The sequence below is a fragment of the Enterococcus sp. DIV2371 genome (assembly GCF_050498525.1).
Lineage (GTDB): Bacteria > Bacillota > Bacilli > Lactobacillales > Enterococcaceae > Enterococcus_B > Enterococcus_B mangumiae.
The window spans coordinates 2,276,959-2,292,698 of sequence record NZ_JBIPAJ010000001.1 but is presented as its reverse complement, the minus strand read 5'-3'; the positions used below and the strand labels follow the sequence as shown (position 1 = coordinate 2,292,698).

Sequence of the window (15,740 nt, the reverse complement as noted above, 5' to 3'; positions counted from 1 at the left end):
TATTTCCTTTTTCCTAGGCATCGTTTTATATCAAGTGATTTGAGTGGAATACCAAGGAAAAATAATCAGTGAAATAAAGTCAATTGATCGATGGTCGCTCAATTATCTGAGGGATCTCATTTTTTTGTAGAGAATTAAATGAGTGGGGATAAACATTATGATGTTTTAATATCATTCGTTATCAAATTATTGCAGAGGCGCTAACCTAAATCACTACGATGAAATTTAAAAATTCACATAATAAATAAATATAAAAATGTTATTATATAATTAGAGTTATCTAATTATAATAAGCTTTAAAACAGCGAAAAAATTCAATTTATTATTATTTTATGAGATAATAATGTTGTTAATTAAAAAATAGTTAGAAATGAAAGGGTGGGTTTTTATGGTTAAGTTGAGCAAGAAAAAACTGATTGCAAATATCCTTCTGAGTTCTATGTTGTTGGCGCAAACAGTACCAACTTTTGCAAACGCTTTAGAGAATGATGAGATGGTAAGTCAAACAGAAAGTGGTAGTGGTGTACCGGGTGAAGCAACCGCTCAAGAGGAAGCGACAGATCGTCTAGAAGATCAGTTCTCACTGTCTGAAGAATTCGATGAGACAAATGGAATGGCTATTGAACCTTTATTTTCAGGGGGAGGTAATGGTTCTATCGACTCTCCATTCCAAATCACCACTGAAGCTCAATTAAATGAAATGAGAAATGATTTAACCGCTCACTACCAATTGATGAATGATATCACGTTAACTTCAGACTGGATTCCTGTGGGCTATGGGGCAACTTCAGCAACAAAATTCACAGGAAGTTTTATAGCCACGCCTGGAACAGTTATTCGTAATATGAGAGTGACTACGGGCGTACAATCAGGTGATGAAGACAATCGTGGGTTCTTTGGCGTGACTGAGGGTGCAAGAATTTCCGGAGTCACATTAGAAAATCCACTTGTCATCGGAGGAGGCAGCGGAGGTGCTACCGGCGGATTGATTGGCAGAATCAGTGATGTAACGAGACCAACAACTGTCGCTGATTCTGCTATTATTGGTGGAAGTATTGAAACTAGTAGTACCTATGTAGGGGGGCTAGTCGGATTTATACCGATTAATACTTATGGTACCGCTGTGATTCGTTCCTCATCTTCTGCGACAGTTACAGTTAATGGGGATGTAAATGACACTAACCAGGCTGTCGGCGGTTTGATTGGCTATAATCATTATGGGCATGTCAGTCGTTCATATGCGACAGGTAATGTCACTAGCTCAGGAGGCGAGGGACATGGTGGGTTGATTGGCACACAATTTACTTCTAGTACAGTGGTTGATTCTTATGCGACTGGCGATGTCACTGGAATAAATAAGGTTGGTGGTTTTATCGGAGAGATCCAGGCTCTTGCGAAGGAGGTCGCTCGGAGCTATAGCACTGGGCATGTCGTTGGGATCGATTTTGTTGGCGGATTTGTTGGGAAATCTAGTCAATATAGGCCAAAGAATAGCTACGCGATGGGGGATGTCATTGGAGAGACAAATGTCCACCATTTCAATTTAGAAAATTATAGTATTCGTAGTTATTACTATAATAATTCTAAAGTGTTAGCCGGTGGAGAACGTGTGGAGGGCAAAATCACCCCAGATGTTCTCGAACCGTTAGATGTCATTGAATTACGAACACAAAGTACCTATAAATCCAATGGATGGGATTTCGGTAGTACTTGGATATGGGATACTACGACAAATTATCCTAAGTTAGGAATAGGTAATGAAGTCGATACGTTACCGATTGATGCATTAGGTGAAACGATCGAAGTTCCATATGGTGGAAGAGAGACAAAAGTTCTCCTTTCTGATGCGTTCTCTGTATTTGGACGTGGTGGCAATCCTGCTGATTATCTTTTTGGAACAGATGCAGATGGGTTCCGTCTCTCAGATGATGGTCAATATTTGATTTTAGAGGTGACAAGTATTGGCACTTATGAAATTACTGCTACACCACTCAGACGTCTGACTGTGCTAGAACCTGGACAGCATTGGAATAAAGCAACTGTAGAAGTTACTCCAGCTGAAATTACGCTAGAAAAAGGGACGGTTTTTGCTCGTTCATTCAATGGAACGACAGACATCGATCGTTTTGATGCGCCAACACTGACTGGCTTAGCGCCAGGCGATGAAGCGACTTGGATAGAAGGAGACTTCAAATATAAAGATAGTGTTGCGGGCACAAATACGATCGAAGGGGCAAACTGGACACTTGATTGGGGAACGATCGATCTTTCTAATTATGATGTAACAAGCTTACCAACTAACGGAGAGGATACCTACCTGATTGAGGATCTCTTTGAAGTCGAAGCGATTACAAAAGCAGCTGGGGCTTACTTGAGAATTGACGAAGAACTAGCAGCACAAAACAATACGCATGAAGTGATCACGATTGCAGGGACAGCGCTGCTTCATCATGATGATACACCAGATACACCTGGTGAACATTGGTACCATGACCATGCAGAGGAGTTGCTTCAAGATGTGACTTTCCTGATCTATGATACGGACCCTCAAGCTAATCCTCTTGCACGAGTAGTTGCTTATGCAGATGGGATAGCCGCGGTGGATGGGGCGTTTGTGGGATTAAGTCCTAATACGAGCTATTGGATTACTGCTATTTCAGACGAGAGTACGAACTTTTCAGCAGGGGAAGAATCTGACCCAATCGTTCTTACCACAGCGCGTTCAGGTGGTAATGGTGGGAATGGCGGAAACGGAGGACCTGGTGGAAATACTGGGAATAACACTGGTGATCCTTCCGGTAATAATTCACCTGGGAACAATCAACCTGGTACAACTCCAAATGGGGGAAGCGGCAATGGAAGTGGTACTAATGCTGCAGCGACTAGTACTGGCAGAGGTGGTAAATTACCGAATACAGGTGAAGTAGTTAGTGCTTTTGCATTGTTAGGCTTTGGTGCGGTAGGTACCGCTCTAGCAAGTTGGCTGAAACGTAAGAAAGATAATGAAACGATGGTATAAGAAATAAGACTAAGATAGTCATAGATGCAAGCTGAAAAAACCCAAAAATGTTTCTTTTAGTTTTTGGGTTTTTTCTTATCTTCTAAAGATGATTGTGTCATACCCGATAACGATCAAGACCTGCTGACTCGTACTTCTATTTACCTATTCTTTCTAGTATACTAAAAAGAAAGAAGAAGTGTTGAGACAGAGATGACGATTCGAATGATTTAACCAAAAGTAAATTGATACACTGTTTACTCGCTTTTTCTCGCTGTACCTATTTGTTTAAAATAAAACATGGAGAATCGCTATGACAAAAATTTTATTAGTAGATGATAGTGCGCTGATTACAAGTGGCTTGAAAATCATATTAGAAAGTGCAGCAGACTTTCAAGTGGTTGGCATTTGTCATGATGGGGATTCAGCCATTCAATTTTGTAAAGAAAACCAAGTGGATATCGTATTGATGGATGTGCGTATGCCGGGAATGGATGGCGTTACTGCTACGAAGCAGATCACGGAAGAATACCAGATACCCGTCATTATTCTAACTACTTTTGATGAAGATCGCTACATAGATGAAGGAATATGCAATGGTGCGAGTGGTTATCTTTTAAAAACAACTCCTCCAGAAGCAGTGATCCAAGCAATTAAAAGTGTGTTACAAGGACAAACGATCCTTTCAAAAGAAATCCTTGTGAAAGCAACACAACACTTAGCCAAGAAGAACAATCAAGAAGCGAATCTAACTGTATTAACAGAGCGCGAGCAAGAGATCGCCCATTTAGTCGCAAAAGGTATGACGAATAAAGCGATCGCGCAAACACTATTTTTAAGCGAAGGAACTGTCCATAATAATCTTTCAATGATTTTAAAAAAATTGAACTTGGATCATCGCACACAACTAGCGATCTACGTTCTCACTGGCGAGGTAATGACATAGATGCAAGCAATCAGATTATCGATCAATTTGTTGTCGATCATTGGCTTGATCGGACTGACGATCGATCAAACCTCTTCACAAACATTGATGTTCGTGATTGGTTTAAGTATGGCATGGTTAGCACTATTCTTCTTAGGCGAAAGCTTTCAAAGTTATCGTCCTTGGTTTGTTGTTTTGCAATTGATCAGCGTTTTGTTAAGTTTGATTTTTGTCGAACAAGTGATTTTTTTGTTGCCACTTTCTCTGCTACAAGGCTATTTTTGTTTGGAAAAACCGTGGTTGCTTTTATTTATAGGGTTGATCAGTTATAGTGTGGGGAGTTTCTTTCTTTCTTCTTCGCTGTACTTTTTATTTGTTTTGTGGGTAAGTGGGATGATCAGTATCATTTGGTCTGCGGAAAAGATGACGAAAGAGCAAGAAGAACTGACTATTTCTTCGGATTATTTGCGGATCGAACGAAACAAGTTATCCAAACTTTTTTCGCAAAGTACGTTGAATGCGGAAGTCATGCAAAAAGAAGCAACATTAGTCGAGAGACAACGGATCATCCATGAGATACATGATCATCTAGGGCACGACTTGACGAGCTGTTTGATCCAATTAGAAGCAGCAAAAGTCACTAATAAAAACCAGCCAGAACAAGCGCAGCGATTGTTGATCCAGTCGAGTGATATTTTAAGAAAATCGATCCAAGAAGTGCGCAATCTTTTACATGATGAACGTCCTACAAATGAATCTTTCAATATCAATAAAGTCAAGGCGGAACTTCAACGTTTCTCCGATAGCCATCAAATCATTGTCGATTTTCAATATAGTGGCGCTTTAAATAAAATCAGTCGCTTCCACTGGCAAGTCATTGCTGCAAATTTGAAGGAGTTTTTAACGAATACGTTGAAATATAGTGAAGCTTCGACTGTAACGGTACGTTTACATGTCTATCAAAAATTTTTGCGTTTTGAATCTAAAAATAATGGAGCAAGTGCAGGAGACATTCGTAAAGGGCTTGGTATTTTAGGAATGGAAGAGCGAACAGCAGTGTTGAATGGTAAATTGTTGATTGATGGAACGAATGGGTTTCAGATCACTACGATTTTACCTTTTGAGCAAGAACATGAGATTTCTAATTCATAAATCATGAGGAACTGTACTACTGCAGTTCCTCTTTTTTTTATAGAATATAAGAAAGGAGTGATTAGATGAATGTATTGAGCGTGCAAAAATTGACTAAAAAGTTTGGACAGAAGGTTGCTGTGGACAATGTATCATTTGAGGTGCCTGAAGGAACGATTTTAGGATTGTTAGGACCAAACGGAGCAGGGAAGTCAACCGTGATCAATATGATCACTGGTCTGTTGAATAAAACATCGGGAACTGTTCAGTTGTTTTCAGAAGAGATGAGCGAACGAAAAAGAGAACTTAGAAGAAAATTAGGCGTGGTTCCACAAGACCTAGCGATTTATTATGATCTATCGGCTGAAGAAAATGTTCGCTTTTTTTGTGGACTCTATGGAATCAGAGGAGAAGAATTAAAAAATAGTGTAGAACAAGCACTGCGAACGGTTGATCTATATGAACGAAGAAAAGAACGACCGAGTGCTTTTTCTGGTGGGATGCAACGACGGTTGAATATTGCGATGGCGATTGCCCATCGACCTGCTTTACTGATCATGGATGAGCCGACGGTCGGAATCGACCCACAATCTAGAAATTATATCTTATCAGCAATCGAAAAAATGAAAGAAAACGGCACGACGATCATCTACACAAGTCACTACATGGAAGAAGTTGCGCGTTTGGCAGATGAGATCGTCATTATCGATCAAGGCCAAGTGATTGCTTTCGGCAGCGAGGAAGATTTAGTGAGTCTTGTAATAGATAAAATCAACCTACAGATCACCGTGGAGAATCCAGAATCGCTAAATATCCAAGAAATCAGTGATATCAATGGAGTTATCAATGTGTCACTCGAAAAACAACAATTGCAGATCATGACGTTGCTTGAAAGTAAATTGTTGAACCAGATTTTGATGTTATTGATCAAGCAGGAAGTCAGGGTAGTAGATGTATTACAACAAGCGCCGGATCTAGAAACAGTTTTTCTGAGTCTGACTGGACGCACGCTAAGAGATTAGGAGAAGCGATCATGAATAAAAAAATAATTATTCGAACCCTGATACAAAGTTTACGTGAAAAATCTAATTATATTTATTTTGTTGCTTTTCCGATTACGTTGATGTTCATTCTCGGGGCAGTGCTTCAAGGTGTGTTCAATAATGATTTTGTATCTGATATAGAACCCTTGACTGTACAATATCAAATCGACGATCCAGAAGTTCGGGGAATCTTCCAACAGGTGACTTCTTTTACTGACGGCACCATCCATTTTGAAGAAGTGGCAAATAAAAAAGAGGGATTAGCGAATATAAGAAAACAAACGGCGGATGCCTACTTGTCTTTTTCAGACCATGTCGAGGTACAGAGTCGGGAACTGTCCAACGTGGAAAAAACGATACTTCAAAGCTATTTAGTAGAAATCGTACAGGAAATCAAACGTCAAAGTATCATTATGGAACAACAATTACCACCAACCACTGGCTTAGTTTCAGCTGATCAGTTTACGGATGCGATCGTTATCGATCAGGAAAATCAACGAGAGACCGCCACATCTTACCAATATTATGCGATTGCGATGATCAGTCTCTTTGTATTATATTTTTCTGAAACTGGACTAAGCATGTTTCGCGAAGCACGGCAACATGGAACGGTGCAAAGAGAATTAGTCACGCCACTTAGCCGTAAAAAAATTATTTTATCGACATTTTTCGGCCATTTTGTTTTTGGGATGTGCGTCGTATTGCTCTTGATGCTCCTTTCTCAATTTTTATTTGATGTACCTTGGTATTTAAGATTTGGTTTTTCTTATTTTAATCTCGTTGCCCTTATGGGAAGTTTTTTAGCACTAGGTCTATTTTTAGAAACTGTTGGGGATCGTGGCGAAAAAAGAATTGGATCTAGCACAACGCAGATCTTTATCCAATTGACTGGCTTTCTAGGAGGCGCATATTTTCCAACGAATGAAACAATGATGAGGTTCTCACCACTAGGCTGTGTCTTAGCATCAGTAAGAGAAAGCCTATGGACGGATAATCCATTGCATTGGGTAGGTATTTATGGGAATGTTGGCATATTGCTCGTCCTACTCACATTGTCAGTCGTTATTTTAGATAAAAGGGAGGTATTCTAATGAAAGATATCTTTTGGGTCATTAGAGAACGGTTCGTTCTTTGGCGAAATCGCCCATTACAAATTTTATTTCTTATCGGGATTCCTTTCTTAAGTGTCGTACTTTATCTTTTTGCCTATGGCGATCAAGAAACGAATTTGCTGACGATCGGGGTAGTGGATCAAGATCGCTCATCCTACAGTGAGTTGCTTATTGAGAGTTTAGAAAAACGTGTGGCTGTTCAGAAAATTGCCTCGGTAGAAGATATCGATCAAGTGCTTTCACGACAAAACGCGGTGGCAGTCATTACGATTCCTGAGGGGTATCAAGAAAATGTTGCTGAAACTCCGGAACTTTCTCTACGGACATTTCAAAAAGGGGAACTGCTAAATAATGTGGATCGGTTAGTTCAACGTGCATTAGCAGAGGTTGCCAGCATCCAATCATTAGCAGAAGCAGGAGGAGAAGGTGAATTGCTTGACCGCTTGAAGGAACCGACAGAAATCGAGATCCGTCAAGTGGATCAAAGAGCCACGACTGAACAAATGTCGGTTCAAATCATCGGCTTTTTATTGATGATGCTTTTATTTCAAGCAGGAAATTTTGGCACGACGACTATCCAAGAAGAGCGACGGAATAAAATTTATACACGCTTGATGACTACTTCTATTGCTAAAAGTACTTATTTTATTGGCACAACGATCTTTGCGATGTTTGCTATGCTGATCCAAGTGATTTTAGCGGTCATCGTCATGACAGGTCTATTCGATATCGATCCTGGGTTAAGTGCGTTTGATTTGATTTTATTACTGACCCTATTCAGTATACTAGCGGTAGGTTGGTCGATTGCTATTGGTGTACTCGCATCAAGTACGAACGTTGCAGCGGCTTTACAAAGCATCTTGATCACTGTTACCAGTTTACTGTCAGGTGCTTTGATCCCACATGAGGTAATGCCAGAATTCATGCAGAAAGTTTCGATGATCACCCCACAATATTGGATTTTGACGATGATCAAAAATTTCCAATCGGGGCAAACCTGGGAAGGCAACCACAGAGAAATGCTCATCTTGATTATTTATATTCTATTCTTCCTTAGTTTGGCAGTGTATGGTTATACGAGAAGGAATAGACAAGAAGTGTATAGTTGATGAAATAAAAGAGTGGGGCATCGCCTCTCTTAAAGATGAAGAACAACAGATCATTCCATGGCGGTTTTTTTGGAATGATCTGTTGTTTACTTAAAAAGTATTGGCCATGTTTAATGAAACCCCCAAGTCATTTTTTTCAGTTTTAAGAAAAGAAGGGCGACCGGAACGATTTTCAAACTGTATACTCATTTTATCAACTAGAAATGAGGAGGGATACTATGGGAATCAGCCAACGTATCAGAAATATTTTTACTCAGACGCAAGAATCAGCGGTGACGATTGAAAGTCAACAGCCTTCTTTAGATCAATTTTCGGGGAATATCAGAGATGAATTAGCAAGGTATCAAAAGCGCCAGATACCTGGAAGTGTTCCATCAAGTAAGGAAGCGGCAATTGAGCGTCTGCAGCATGCACAAGAAATTGCGATGTCCTGTCAAAATGAAGAACAACCTGTGTTGAGTGCTGAAATGACCGAGTATTTTAAAGATAATTTCTATTTAACGGATTATCTGCATTTATGGTTAAATATCGATTCAGAGAAACTTCATGGATACCAGCAACAGAAAATTAAAACAATGGAAGCAAATGTTGATGCTGGGGTTCATACACAATTGATTCTATTACTGGAAGAAAAGATCGCTACACGAAAAGAAGTCCTCCTTATTTGCTTGGATAAGCCGGAATTTAATCTGCAGATGAATGAGGAGACAAGAGAAGAAGTAATCAATCGAGCGAAAACAGCCTTTTTTATGCTAAATCCAATACTCCAAAATCATTTGCAGAAAGTTGCAGCACAAGTAATGGATCCAAAGGAAGATCTAGTTTATAACTCGCCAACAGAACGTGCATCCAAAATAAATGATTTAATCGATCAAGAACCTAGGACTAGGCGAATGGGGGTAATTGAACCAGCAGTGGTTCTGAATCGAAAGATGACGATCATAGAAAAGCCTAAAGATTTTAATGACCGAGAAAAATTAGTATCAAAAGGCAATCTAAACAAACACAACCAATTATCGTCAGTGATTGCTGCTGGTAAAGAGAGTGCGAACGATAATAATAAAAAAGCAATGAAAAACAGCAACCCGAAAATAACCGTTTATAAAAATAATCAGAAATCAATGAAGAGAAGACGATTCGTCTTTATTCGACGCCAACTAAGAAAGCTTAATTTCAAAAATCGACAGAAAGTCAATCTCTTGATGCAGCAAATAAAAGCGGATAAGAAAGCCAGCAAAAGAGTAGGCGATTATTTTGGTTATCATCGTTAAGATGGTTTGTAAACACGTAAAAGTTATCCTATAGGATGATTCATTTATCAGTAAATAACTGTAATAATCGCTGTTTTACTTTTTCTTAAAGAATTATCCTAATAAAAGACAAAATTTATAGAGGAATTCTTCAAACTTATCTTCTATTCTATATACATACCAACCAACAACCCTATACTTTTTCATTTTTACTCCTCAAGTAAAAATAAACTCCTAGACCGCGGCTACCCACCGCGGTCACTTTTTTTATTCTCTGAAAAAATCCTGTGAATCTGCCACCGTTATCCTTTGTTTTTGCTATTGTAAACGCTTGCTGTAAATTAGAAAATATAGAAGTAGCTAAGAACAACAGATGATGACTGTTCCACATCAAGAAAAACAAATGGTGAAAGGGGAATTTAAATGTTTAAAAAAGCAGTAAAAATGAAATTGTACCCAGGGTATGAAGCAGAGTACCTGAAACGGCACAATGATTTGTGGCCAGAGATGCGTGAGATGTTAGCTGAACATGGCGCGCATTCCTATTCAATCTTTCTTGATCCAGAAACAAATGCACTTTTTGGCTATTTAGAGATTGAAGATGAAGAAAAATGGCGTCAGGTACCAGAAACAGAAATCAATCAAAAGTGGTGGGTGTACATGGAAGATCTTATGGAAACAAATCCAGACCATTCGCCAGTATCGGTCGAATTGAAACATGTTTTTGACTTACATCATCAAGTCTAAAAAAACGCTGAAGATGGCAGTATGGCCAGCTTCAGCGTTTTTTTTATCGAAGATCGAGAGAACGATCTTACTGAATCGTTTCGATTTCTTCTAACTCCAGACTTAAGTTTTCCCACTCAGTCAACTTTTCTTCTTGTTGTTGATGGGCTTCATCAAGCGCTTGATTTAGTTCATTCAATTTGACATGGTCATCTAAAACAGCAGGGGAGACCATCTGTTGTTCAAGCTCTTCCACAGTTTCTTCAAGTTTAGCCATGTCTTCTTCGATTTGTGTGATTTTACGTTGCAAGCTCCGAATCAACTTTTGTTGCTCTTTGCTTTGGAAATACGTGGACTTGTTGGTCGAAGGCGTGCTCACTTCGGGCTGTTCAGCCGCTATTAGTTCAGCAATCTCTTCTTCTTCTTTTTTCTTTTCTAAATAATAATCGTAGTCACCTAAGTAGACTTTGCTCCCATTTTCTGAAAGTTCAATCACTTTTGTGGCGATACGATTGATAAAGTAACGGTCATGGGAAACAAAGAGTAATGTTCCTTCATAGTCGATCAACGCATTTTCTAATACTTCTTTATTGTCGATGTCTAAGTGGTTGGTCGGTTCATCCAAAATCAAAAAGTTTTCTTGGTTCATTGCTAGTTTAGCTAGTGCAACCCGGGCTTTTTCTCCACCACTTAATAGGGGGATCGTTTTTTCTACGTCTTCACCAGAAAATAAAAAGGCACCTAAAATTGAACGGATATCTTTTTCAGGGACTGTTGGATGCTCATCCCAAAGTTCTGCGAGGATCGTTTTGTTGGTATTCAGCTCTGCCTGACCTTGGTCATAATAACCGATGCTGACATTTGTACCCAGTGTTTCTTTTCCACGAATAAAAGGTAATTTTTGTATGATCGATTTCAGTAACGTGGATTTGCCGATTCCATTCGGACCAACCAAGGCGATCGCTTCTTGACGGCGAATATCCAAGTTGATTGGTTCCGATAAGACCGTTCCATCATAGCCAATCGCGGCATCTTCTACTTGTAAGACGACATTTCCAGAGGGTTTTGCCACATGGAATAGAAAATGTGCTTGTTTCTCATCTCCTTGTGGTCGATCCAGACGTTCCATTTTCTCTAATGCTTTGCGACGGCTTTGTGCGCGTTTTGTCGTTGAGGCACGTACAAGATTTCTGGCAACGAAGTCTTCTAGTTTATTGATTTCTGTCTGTTGTTTTTCATAAGCTTTCCAATCTGAAGCCAGCTGTTCAGCTTTCATATCCAAATATTTAGAATAATTACCCTTATAATGACGCATCTTTTTGCGACTCAACTCATAGACTTCAGTCGCAACTTTATCCAAGAAGTATCGGTCATGGGAAACAATTAGCAAGGCACCGGTATAACCTTGTAAATAGTTTTCCAACCAAGCTAGAGTTTCGATATCCAGGTGGTTGGTCGGCTCATCCAGAATCAAGATGTCTGGGTGTTGCAAAAGCATCCTAGCAAGAGCTAGTCTTGTTTTCTGACCACCTGATAACGTGTCGATTTTTTGATCATAAAAAGATGGGTCAAATTTGAATCCATGCAATACAGAACGGATCTCATTTTCGTAACTATAGCCATTCTTATCAGAAAAATCATGCTGCAATTTATCATATTCTTTCAAGAAAGATTGATAAGCTGGTGTATCAGGCTCACCTTCACTGATGAACACTTCAAGATCACGCATTCGTTGTTCCATCAAACGCACGTCTTCAAATGCTTTTAGCATCTCATTCCAGACGGTTTCAGTTGAATCTAACCCAGTATCTTGGGCTAAATAGCCAAGGGTAGCTGTTTTATTTTTTGCAATATTCCCTAAATCTGGCGCTTCGATACCAGCAATGATCTTCAATAATGTCGATTTACCGGCACCATTTCTTCCAACCAAGGCAATACGGGCGCCAGTTTGGATCTCTAAGTGGATATTTTCAAATAAAATCTCTGCGCCAAAATGGCGGGCGATTTGATTAGCTTGTAATAGTATCATCGAATCCTCTTTTCTACTTTGTGAATTCTCCTAGAATTTTCTCTTGTTTTTTCTATTGTAGTCTACCATAAATTCATAGTTACTGCGAGATTCTAAGTGGATGCCAAAATGAGAATAAGAATAAAAATTCACAATATACGAGCAACGAAATTGATTTTTTTGTGCAAGTACTGATATGATGTATAAATCGAGAAGAAATACTGTGGAGGTAATGAAGTGAAAGACCATATAATTCCAAAGGCAACGGCAAAACGCCTTCCTTTATATTATCGTTATTTAAGAATTTTGAATAACGCAGGCAAGAAAAAAGTTTCATCAACTGAACTAAGTGAAGCAGTCCAAGTAGATAGCGCAACGATCCGTCGGGACTTTTCCTATTTTGGAGAACTAGGTAAACGCGGCTATGGATATGATGTAGAGGACTTGATGCATTTCTTTGCAAAAACATTGAATGATGATCAATTGACGAATGTCGCATTGATCGGGGTGGGGAATCTAGGAAGTGCTTTATTGAAATACAAATTCCACCAAAGTAATAGTATCCGTGTCAGCTGTGCGTTTGATGTTAACCCTGAAATCGTCGGTCGCATCGTGGATGGCATCCCTGTATATCCGATGGATGATATGATCGAACAAATCAAGATCCAGCAAATCGAGGTCGCAATCTTAACGATTCCTGCCGAAAAGGCACAAGAGGTTGTGAACCGCTTGACAGAAGCTGGTGTTAAAGGGATATTGAACTTTACATCTGCTCGTCTAAATGCACCAACAGAAGTATTGATCCAAAATGTCGATTTAACAAACGAATTACAGACATTGATCTATTTCTTGCATTCCGACTCGTCTTTGCATGAAAATGAAGAACACGAATAAAAAGAAGCAAAGAATGTTCAAATTAAGTAAACAAACTATTTTTTTCTGGTCATAAGAAAAAATAGTTTGTTTTTTTATATATTTTTTTGAAAATAATAAAGAAAAGAAATGAAAGCGGGGATTGCTTATATTCCTGAGATAAACTTGATTGGCAAAAGAAGAGTATCTTGAAAATATACTATAGGAATCCCTTGTTTCTATGTTATAATAATAGTTCACTAAAAAATATCAAGCGCATACGGGAGGATCAGCAATGCAGGAATATATCAAGATACATAATGCAAGGCAGAATAATCTAAAAGGTTTTGATTTACAGATTCCAAAAAGAAAAATCACGATTTTTACAGGGGTCTCCGGTTCAGGTAAATCTTCAATCGTTTTTGATACGATTGCGCAAGAAGCTGGTAGACAGCTCAACGAAAATTTTTCTAAATTCGTACAGAATTTCCTACCTAAGTATAGTCAACCAGAAGCTGATGCTATCGATAATCTCTCCATGGCAGTCGTCGTAGACCAAAGCCGTCTAGGGGGGAATTCTCGTTCGACATTAGGAACGATCACAGATATCAATCCACTGATCCGCCTACTTTTTTCTCGTATTGGTACACCCTACTTAGGCCCTGCTTGGAATTTTTCATTCAATGATCCTCACGGAATGTGTCCGGCATGCGAAGGAATCGGACGAATCGTGGGGTTAAATCTCGACAAAGCACTAGATCTAGAAAAGTCATTGAATGAAGGAGCAATCCTACTCCCGGGTTACAAAATTGGTTCTTGGTTATTGAAATCTTTCACGAACACAGGTTTTTTTGATAATGATAAACCTCTGAAGGACTACTCAAAAGAGGAAATGGCAAAATTCCTGTATGCTTCTGGAGAAAAAATCGATTCGTTATATATGGAAGGGATGAGTTCGACCTACGAAGGATTAGTGGCTCGTTTCAATCGTTCGAATATCAAAGGAGGAAATGAAAGCTCTGCGACAACTCAGAAAAAAATTGCCGCTTTTATGGACGAACAAACGTGTCCAGAATGTCAGGGGAAACGCTTCAACCAAAAAGTATTAGATTGTAAGATCAACGACTACTCCATCGCGGATTTCTTAGCGATGCAATTGGATGAACTTTTAGAAATATTATCCGAGATCACAGATGAAATGATCCAACCAGTATTGAAAAATCTACAATCACGTTTGCAAGACCTGATCAACATCGGTTTAGACTATGTTTCTTTAAATCGGGAGACAGCAACCTTGTCTGGAGGAGAAAGTCAAAGAGTGAAAATGGTCAAGCACTTATCTTCTAGTTTGAACGACGTCATCTATATCTTTGATGAGCCAAGCATTGGTCTGCATCCAAGAGATGTCCATCGGTTGAACGAGTTGTTGATCAAGTTGCGCGATAAAGGAAACACAGTGATCGTCGTAGAACATGACCCTGATGTGATCAAAGTGGCAGATCATATCATTGACGTAGGACCAAGAGCTGGAAAAAATGGCGGCCACATCACCTATGAAGGGAGTTACGAAGGGTTACTCGTTTCAGATACGTTGACTGGGAAAGCATTTGGTCAAATGGCAGATTTCAAATCTGAACCTAGAAAGACGAATGACTTTATCGAGACGACAAAATCTACCTTGCATAATCTGAAAAATACTTCTCTTAAAGTGCCTTTAGGTGTTTTTACAGTAGTGACAGGAGTGGCAGGATCAGGCAAGAGTAGTTTGGTGAATGGGGTGTTTGCGAAAGAATATCCAGAGGCGATCACGATCGATCAGTCAGCTGTTGCAGGGAATATTCGTTCCAATCCAGCAACTTATTCAGGGATCATGAATGATATCCGTAAGGTTTTCTCGGCAGAAAATAATGTGTCTGCCGGACTATTCTCTTATAATTCAGAAGGCGCCTGTGAAACATGTAAAGGACATGGCCATATCAAAATGGAATTATCTTTCATGGATTCTGTTGAGATCCTTTGCCAAGCTTGTGGCGGCAAACGGTTCAAAGAAGAAGTGTATCAATATAAATTAAAAGAGAAATCGATTGATGAAGTGCTGGCAATGAGTATTACTGAAGCTGTGGGATTCTTTGAAGAAAAATCGATCCAACGAAAACTAAAGCAAATTTTAGAAGTAGGATTAGGCTACATGACACTAGGACAACCATTGAATACGTTGTCTGGTGGAGAATGTCAACGTTTGAAACTTGCGAAGGAGTTAAGCAAAAAAGGGAATATCTACATTATGGATGAGCCTACAACAGGTTTACACATGGCAGATATCAAGAGTATTTTGGACATCATCGAACGGTTGGTCAATAAAGGCAATACAGTCATCGTCATTGAGCATAATCTAGAGATCATGAAGGCGGCAGACTGGTTGATCGACGTAGGGATAGATGGGGGAATACGTGGAGGAGAGATCCTTTATGAAGGAATCCCTGAAAATATCAGTACTTGTAAACAATCGATCACCGCTCGTTATTTAATGGGTGTTTAACTAAAAAAGCTACAAGTCATTCGTGTATGAAAATGACTTGTAGCTTT

General features: G+C 39.3%; 11 protein-coding genes. 10 read left to right on the top strand and 1 reads right to left on the bottom strand.

Features of this window, described 5'->3' with window-relative positions:
* Positions 1-388 precede the first annotated feature (388 nt).
* The 8 genes from IGL24_RS10695 to rhaM all read left to right on the top strand — a co-directional run bounded on the left by IGL24_RS10695 (position 389) and on the right by rhaM (position 10,315).
* Positions 389-3,019, top strand: a complete 2,631-nt coding sequence (locus tag IGL24_RS10695) for an LPXTG cell wall anchor domain-containing protein (RefSeq protein WP_207699519.1) — start codon at positions 389-391, stop codon at positions 3,017-3,019.
* A gap of 292 nt (positions 3,020-3,311) precedes the next feature.
* The gene (locus tag IGL24_RS10690; RefSeq protein WP_207114848.1) at positions 3,312-3,944 is read left to right on the top strand and encodes a response regulator transcription factor; all 633 of its coding nucleotides are present in this window, start codon (positions 3,312-3,314) and stop codon (positions 3,942-3,944) included.
* Positions 3,945-5,075: a sensor histidine kinase gene (locus tag IGL24_RS10685; protein WP_206853387.1), complete on the top strand. Its 1,131-nt coding sequence runs from the start codon at positions 3,945-3,947 to the stop codon at positions 5,073-5,075.
* A gap of 65 nt (positions 5,076-5,140) precedes the next feature.
* The gene (locus tag IGL24_RS10680) at positions 5,141-6,076 is read left to right on the top strand and encodes an ABC transporter ATP-binding protein (protein WP_207114847.1); all 936 of its coding nucleotides are present in this window, start codon (positions 5,141-5,143) and stop codon (positions 6,074-6,076) included.
* A gap of 11 nt (positions 6,077-6,087) precedes the next feature.
* Entirely contained in the window at positions 6,088-7,188 is a 1,101-nt protein-coding gene (locus tag IGL24_RS10675; protein ID WP_207699520.1) for an ABC transporter permease, read from the top strand.
* Positions 7,188-8,318: an ABC transporter permease gene (locus tag IGL24_RS10670; RefSeq protein WP_207114845.1), complete on the top strand. Its 1,131-nt coding sequence runs from the start codon at positions 7,188-7,190 to the stop codon at positions 8,316-8,318. Before IGL24_RS10675 ends, IGL24_RS10670 begins: the two co-directional genes overlap by 1 nt.
* Positions 8,319-8,536: 218 nt before the next feature.
* A complete protein-coding gene (locus tag IGL24_RS10665; RefSeq protein ID WP_207114844.1) occupies positions 8,537-9,589 on the top strand; it encodes a hypothetical protein in 1,053 nt (350 codons plus the stop codon).
* A 402-nt stretch (positions 9,590-9,991) separates the two neighbouring features.
* Complete coding sequence (rhaM, locus tag IGL24_RS10660) at positions 9,992-10,315, top strand: L-rhamnose mutarotase (RefSeq protein WP_207114843.1); 324 nt, start codon at positions 9,992-9,994, stop codon at positions 10,313-10,315.
* Between the two features lie 67 nt (positions 10,316-10,382).
* Here the strand turns inward: rhaM and IGL24_RS10655 are convergent, their stop codons facing one another.
* A complete protein-coding gene (locus tag IGL24_RS10655) occupies positions 10,383-12,323 on the bottom strand; it encodes an ABC-F family ATP-binding cassette domain-containing protein (RefSeq protein ID WP_207114842.1) in 1,941 nt (646 codons plus the stop codon).
* 216 nt (positions 12,324-12,539) lie between these two features.
* On the opposite strand from IGL24_RS10655, the gene IGL24_RS10650 reads away from it, so the two are divergent.
* Both IGL24_RS10650 and IGL24_RS10645 read left to right on the top strand, forming a co-directional pair.
* Positions 12,540-13,196 (top strand): redox-sensing transcriptional repressor Rex, encoded by a 657-nt coding sequence (locus IGL24_RS10650; protein ID WP_206853406.1) that lies wholly within the window; start codon positions 12,540-12,542, stop codon positions 13,194-13,196.
* A 253-nt stretch (positions 13,197-13,449) separates the two neighbouring features.
* The gene (locus tag IGL24_RS10645) at positions 13,450-15,693 is read left to right on the top strand and encodes an ATP-binding cassette domain-containing protein (RefSeq protein WP_207114841.1); all 2,244 of its coding nucleotides are present in this window, start codon (positions 13,450-13,452) and stop codon (positions 15,691-15,693) included.
* The last annotated feature ends 47 nt before the right edge of the window (positions 15,694-15,740 follow it).

Coding starts and splice junctions, on each gene's coding strand:
- IGL24_RS10655 (WP_207114842.1), bottom strand. CDS start 12,323: ATGATACTATTACAAGCTAATCAAATCGCCCGCCATTTTGGCGCAGAG.
- IGL24_RS10665 (WP_207114844.1), top strand. CDS start 8,537: ATGGGAATCAGCCAACGTATCAGAAATATTTTTACTCAGACGCAAGAA.
- rhaM (WP_207114843.1), top strand. CDS start 9,992: ATGTTTAAAAAAGCAGTAAAAATGAAATTGTACCCAGGGTATGAAGCA.
- IGL24_RS10675 (WP_207699520.1), top strand. CDS start 6,088: ATGAATAAAAAAATAATTATTCGAACCCTGATACAAAGTTTACGTGAA.
- IGL24_RS10685 (WP_206853387.1), top strand. CDS start 3,945: ATGCAAGCAATCAGATTATCGATCAATTTGTTGTCGATCATTGGCTTG.
- IGL24_RS10645 (WP_207114841.1), top strand. CDS start 13,450: ATGCAGGAATATATCAAGATACATAATGCAAGGCAGAATAATCTAAAA.
- IGL24_RS10695 (WP_207699519.1), top strand. CDS start 389: ATGGTTAAGTTGAGCAAGAAAAAACTGATTGCAAATATCCTTCTGAGT.
- IGL24_RS10690 (WP_207114848.1), top strand. CDS start 3,312: ATGACAAAAATTTTATTAGTAGATGATAGTGCGCTGATTACAAGTGGC.
- IGL24_RS10670 (WP_207114845.1), top strand. CDS start 7,188: ATGAAAGATATCTTTTGGGTCATTAGAGAACGGTTCGTTCTTTGGCGA.
- IGL24_RS10680 (WP_207114847.1), top strand. CDS start 5,141: ATGAATGTATTGAGCGTGCAAAAATTGACTAAAAAGTTTGGACAGAAG.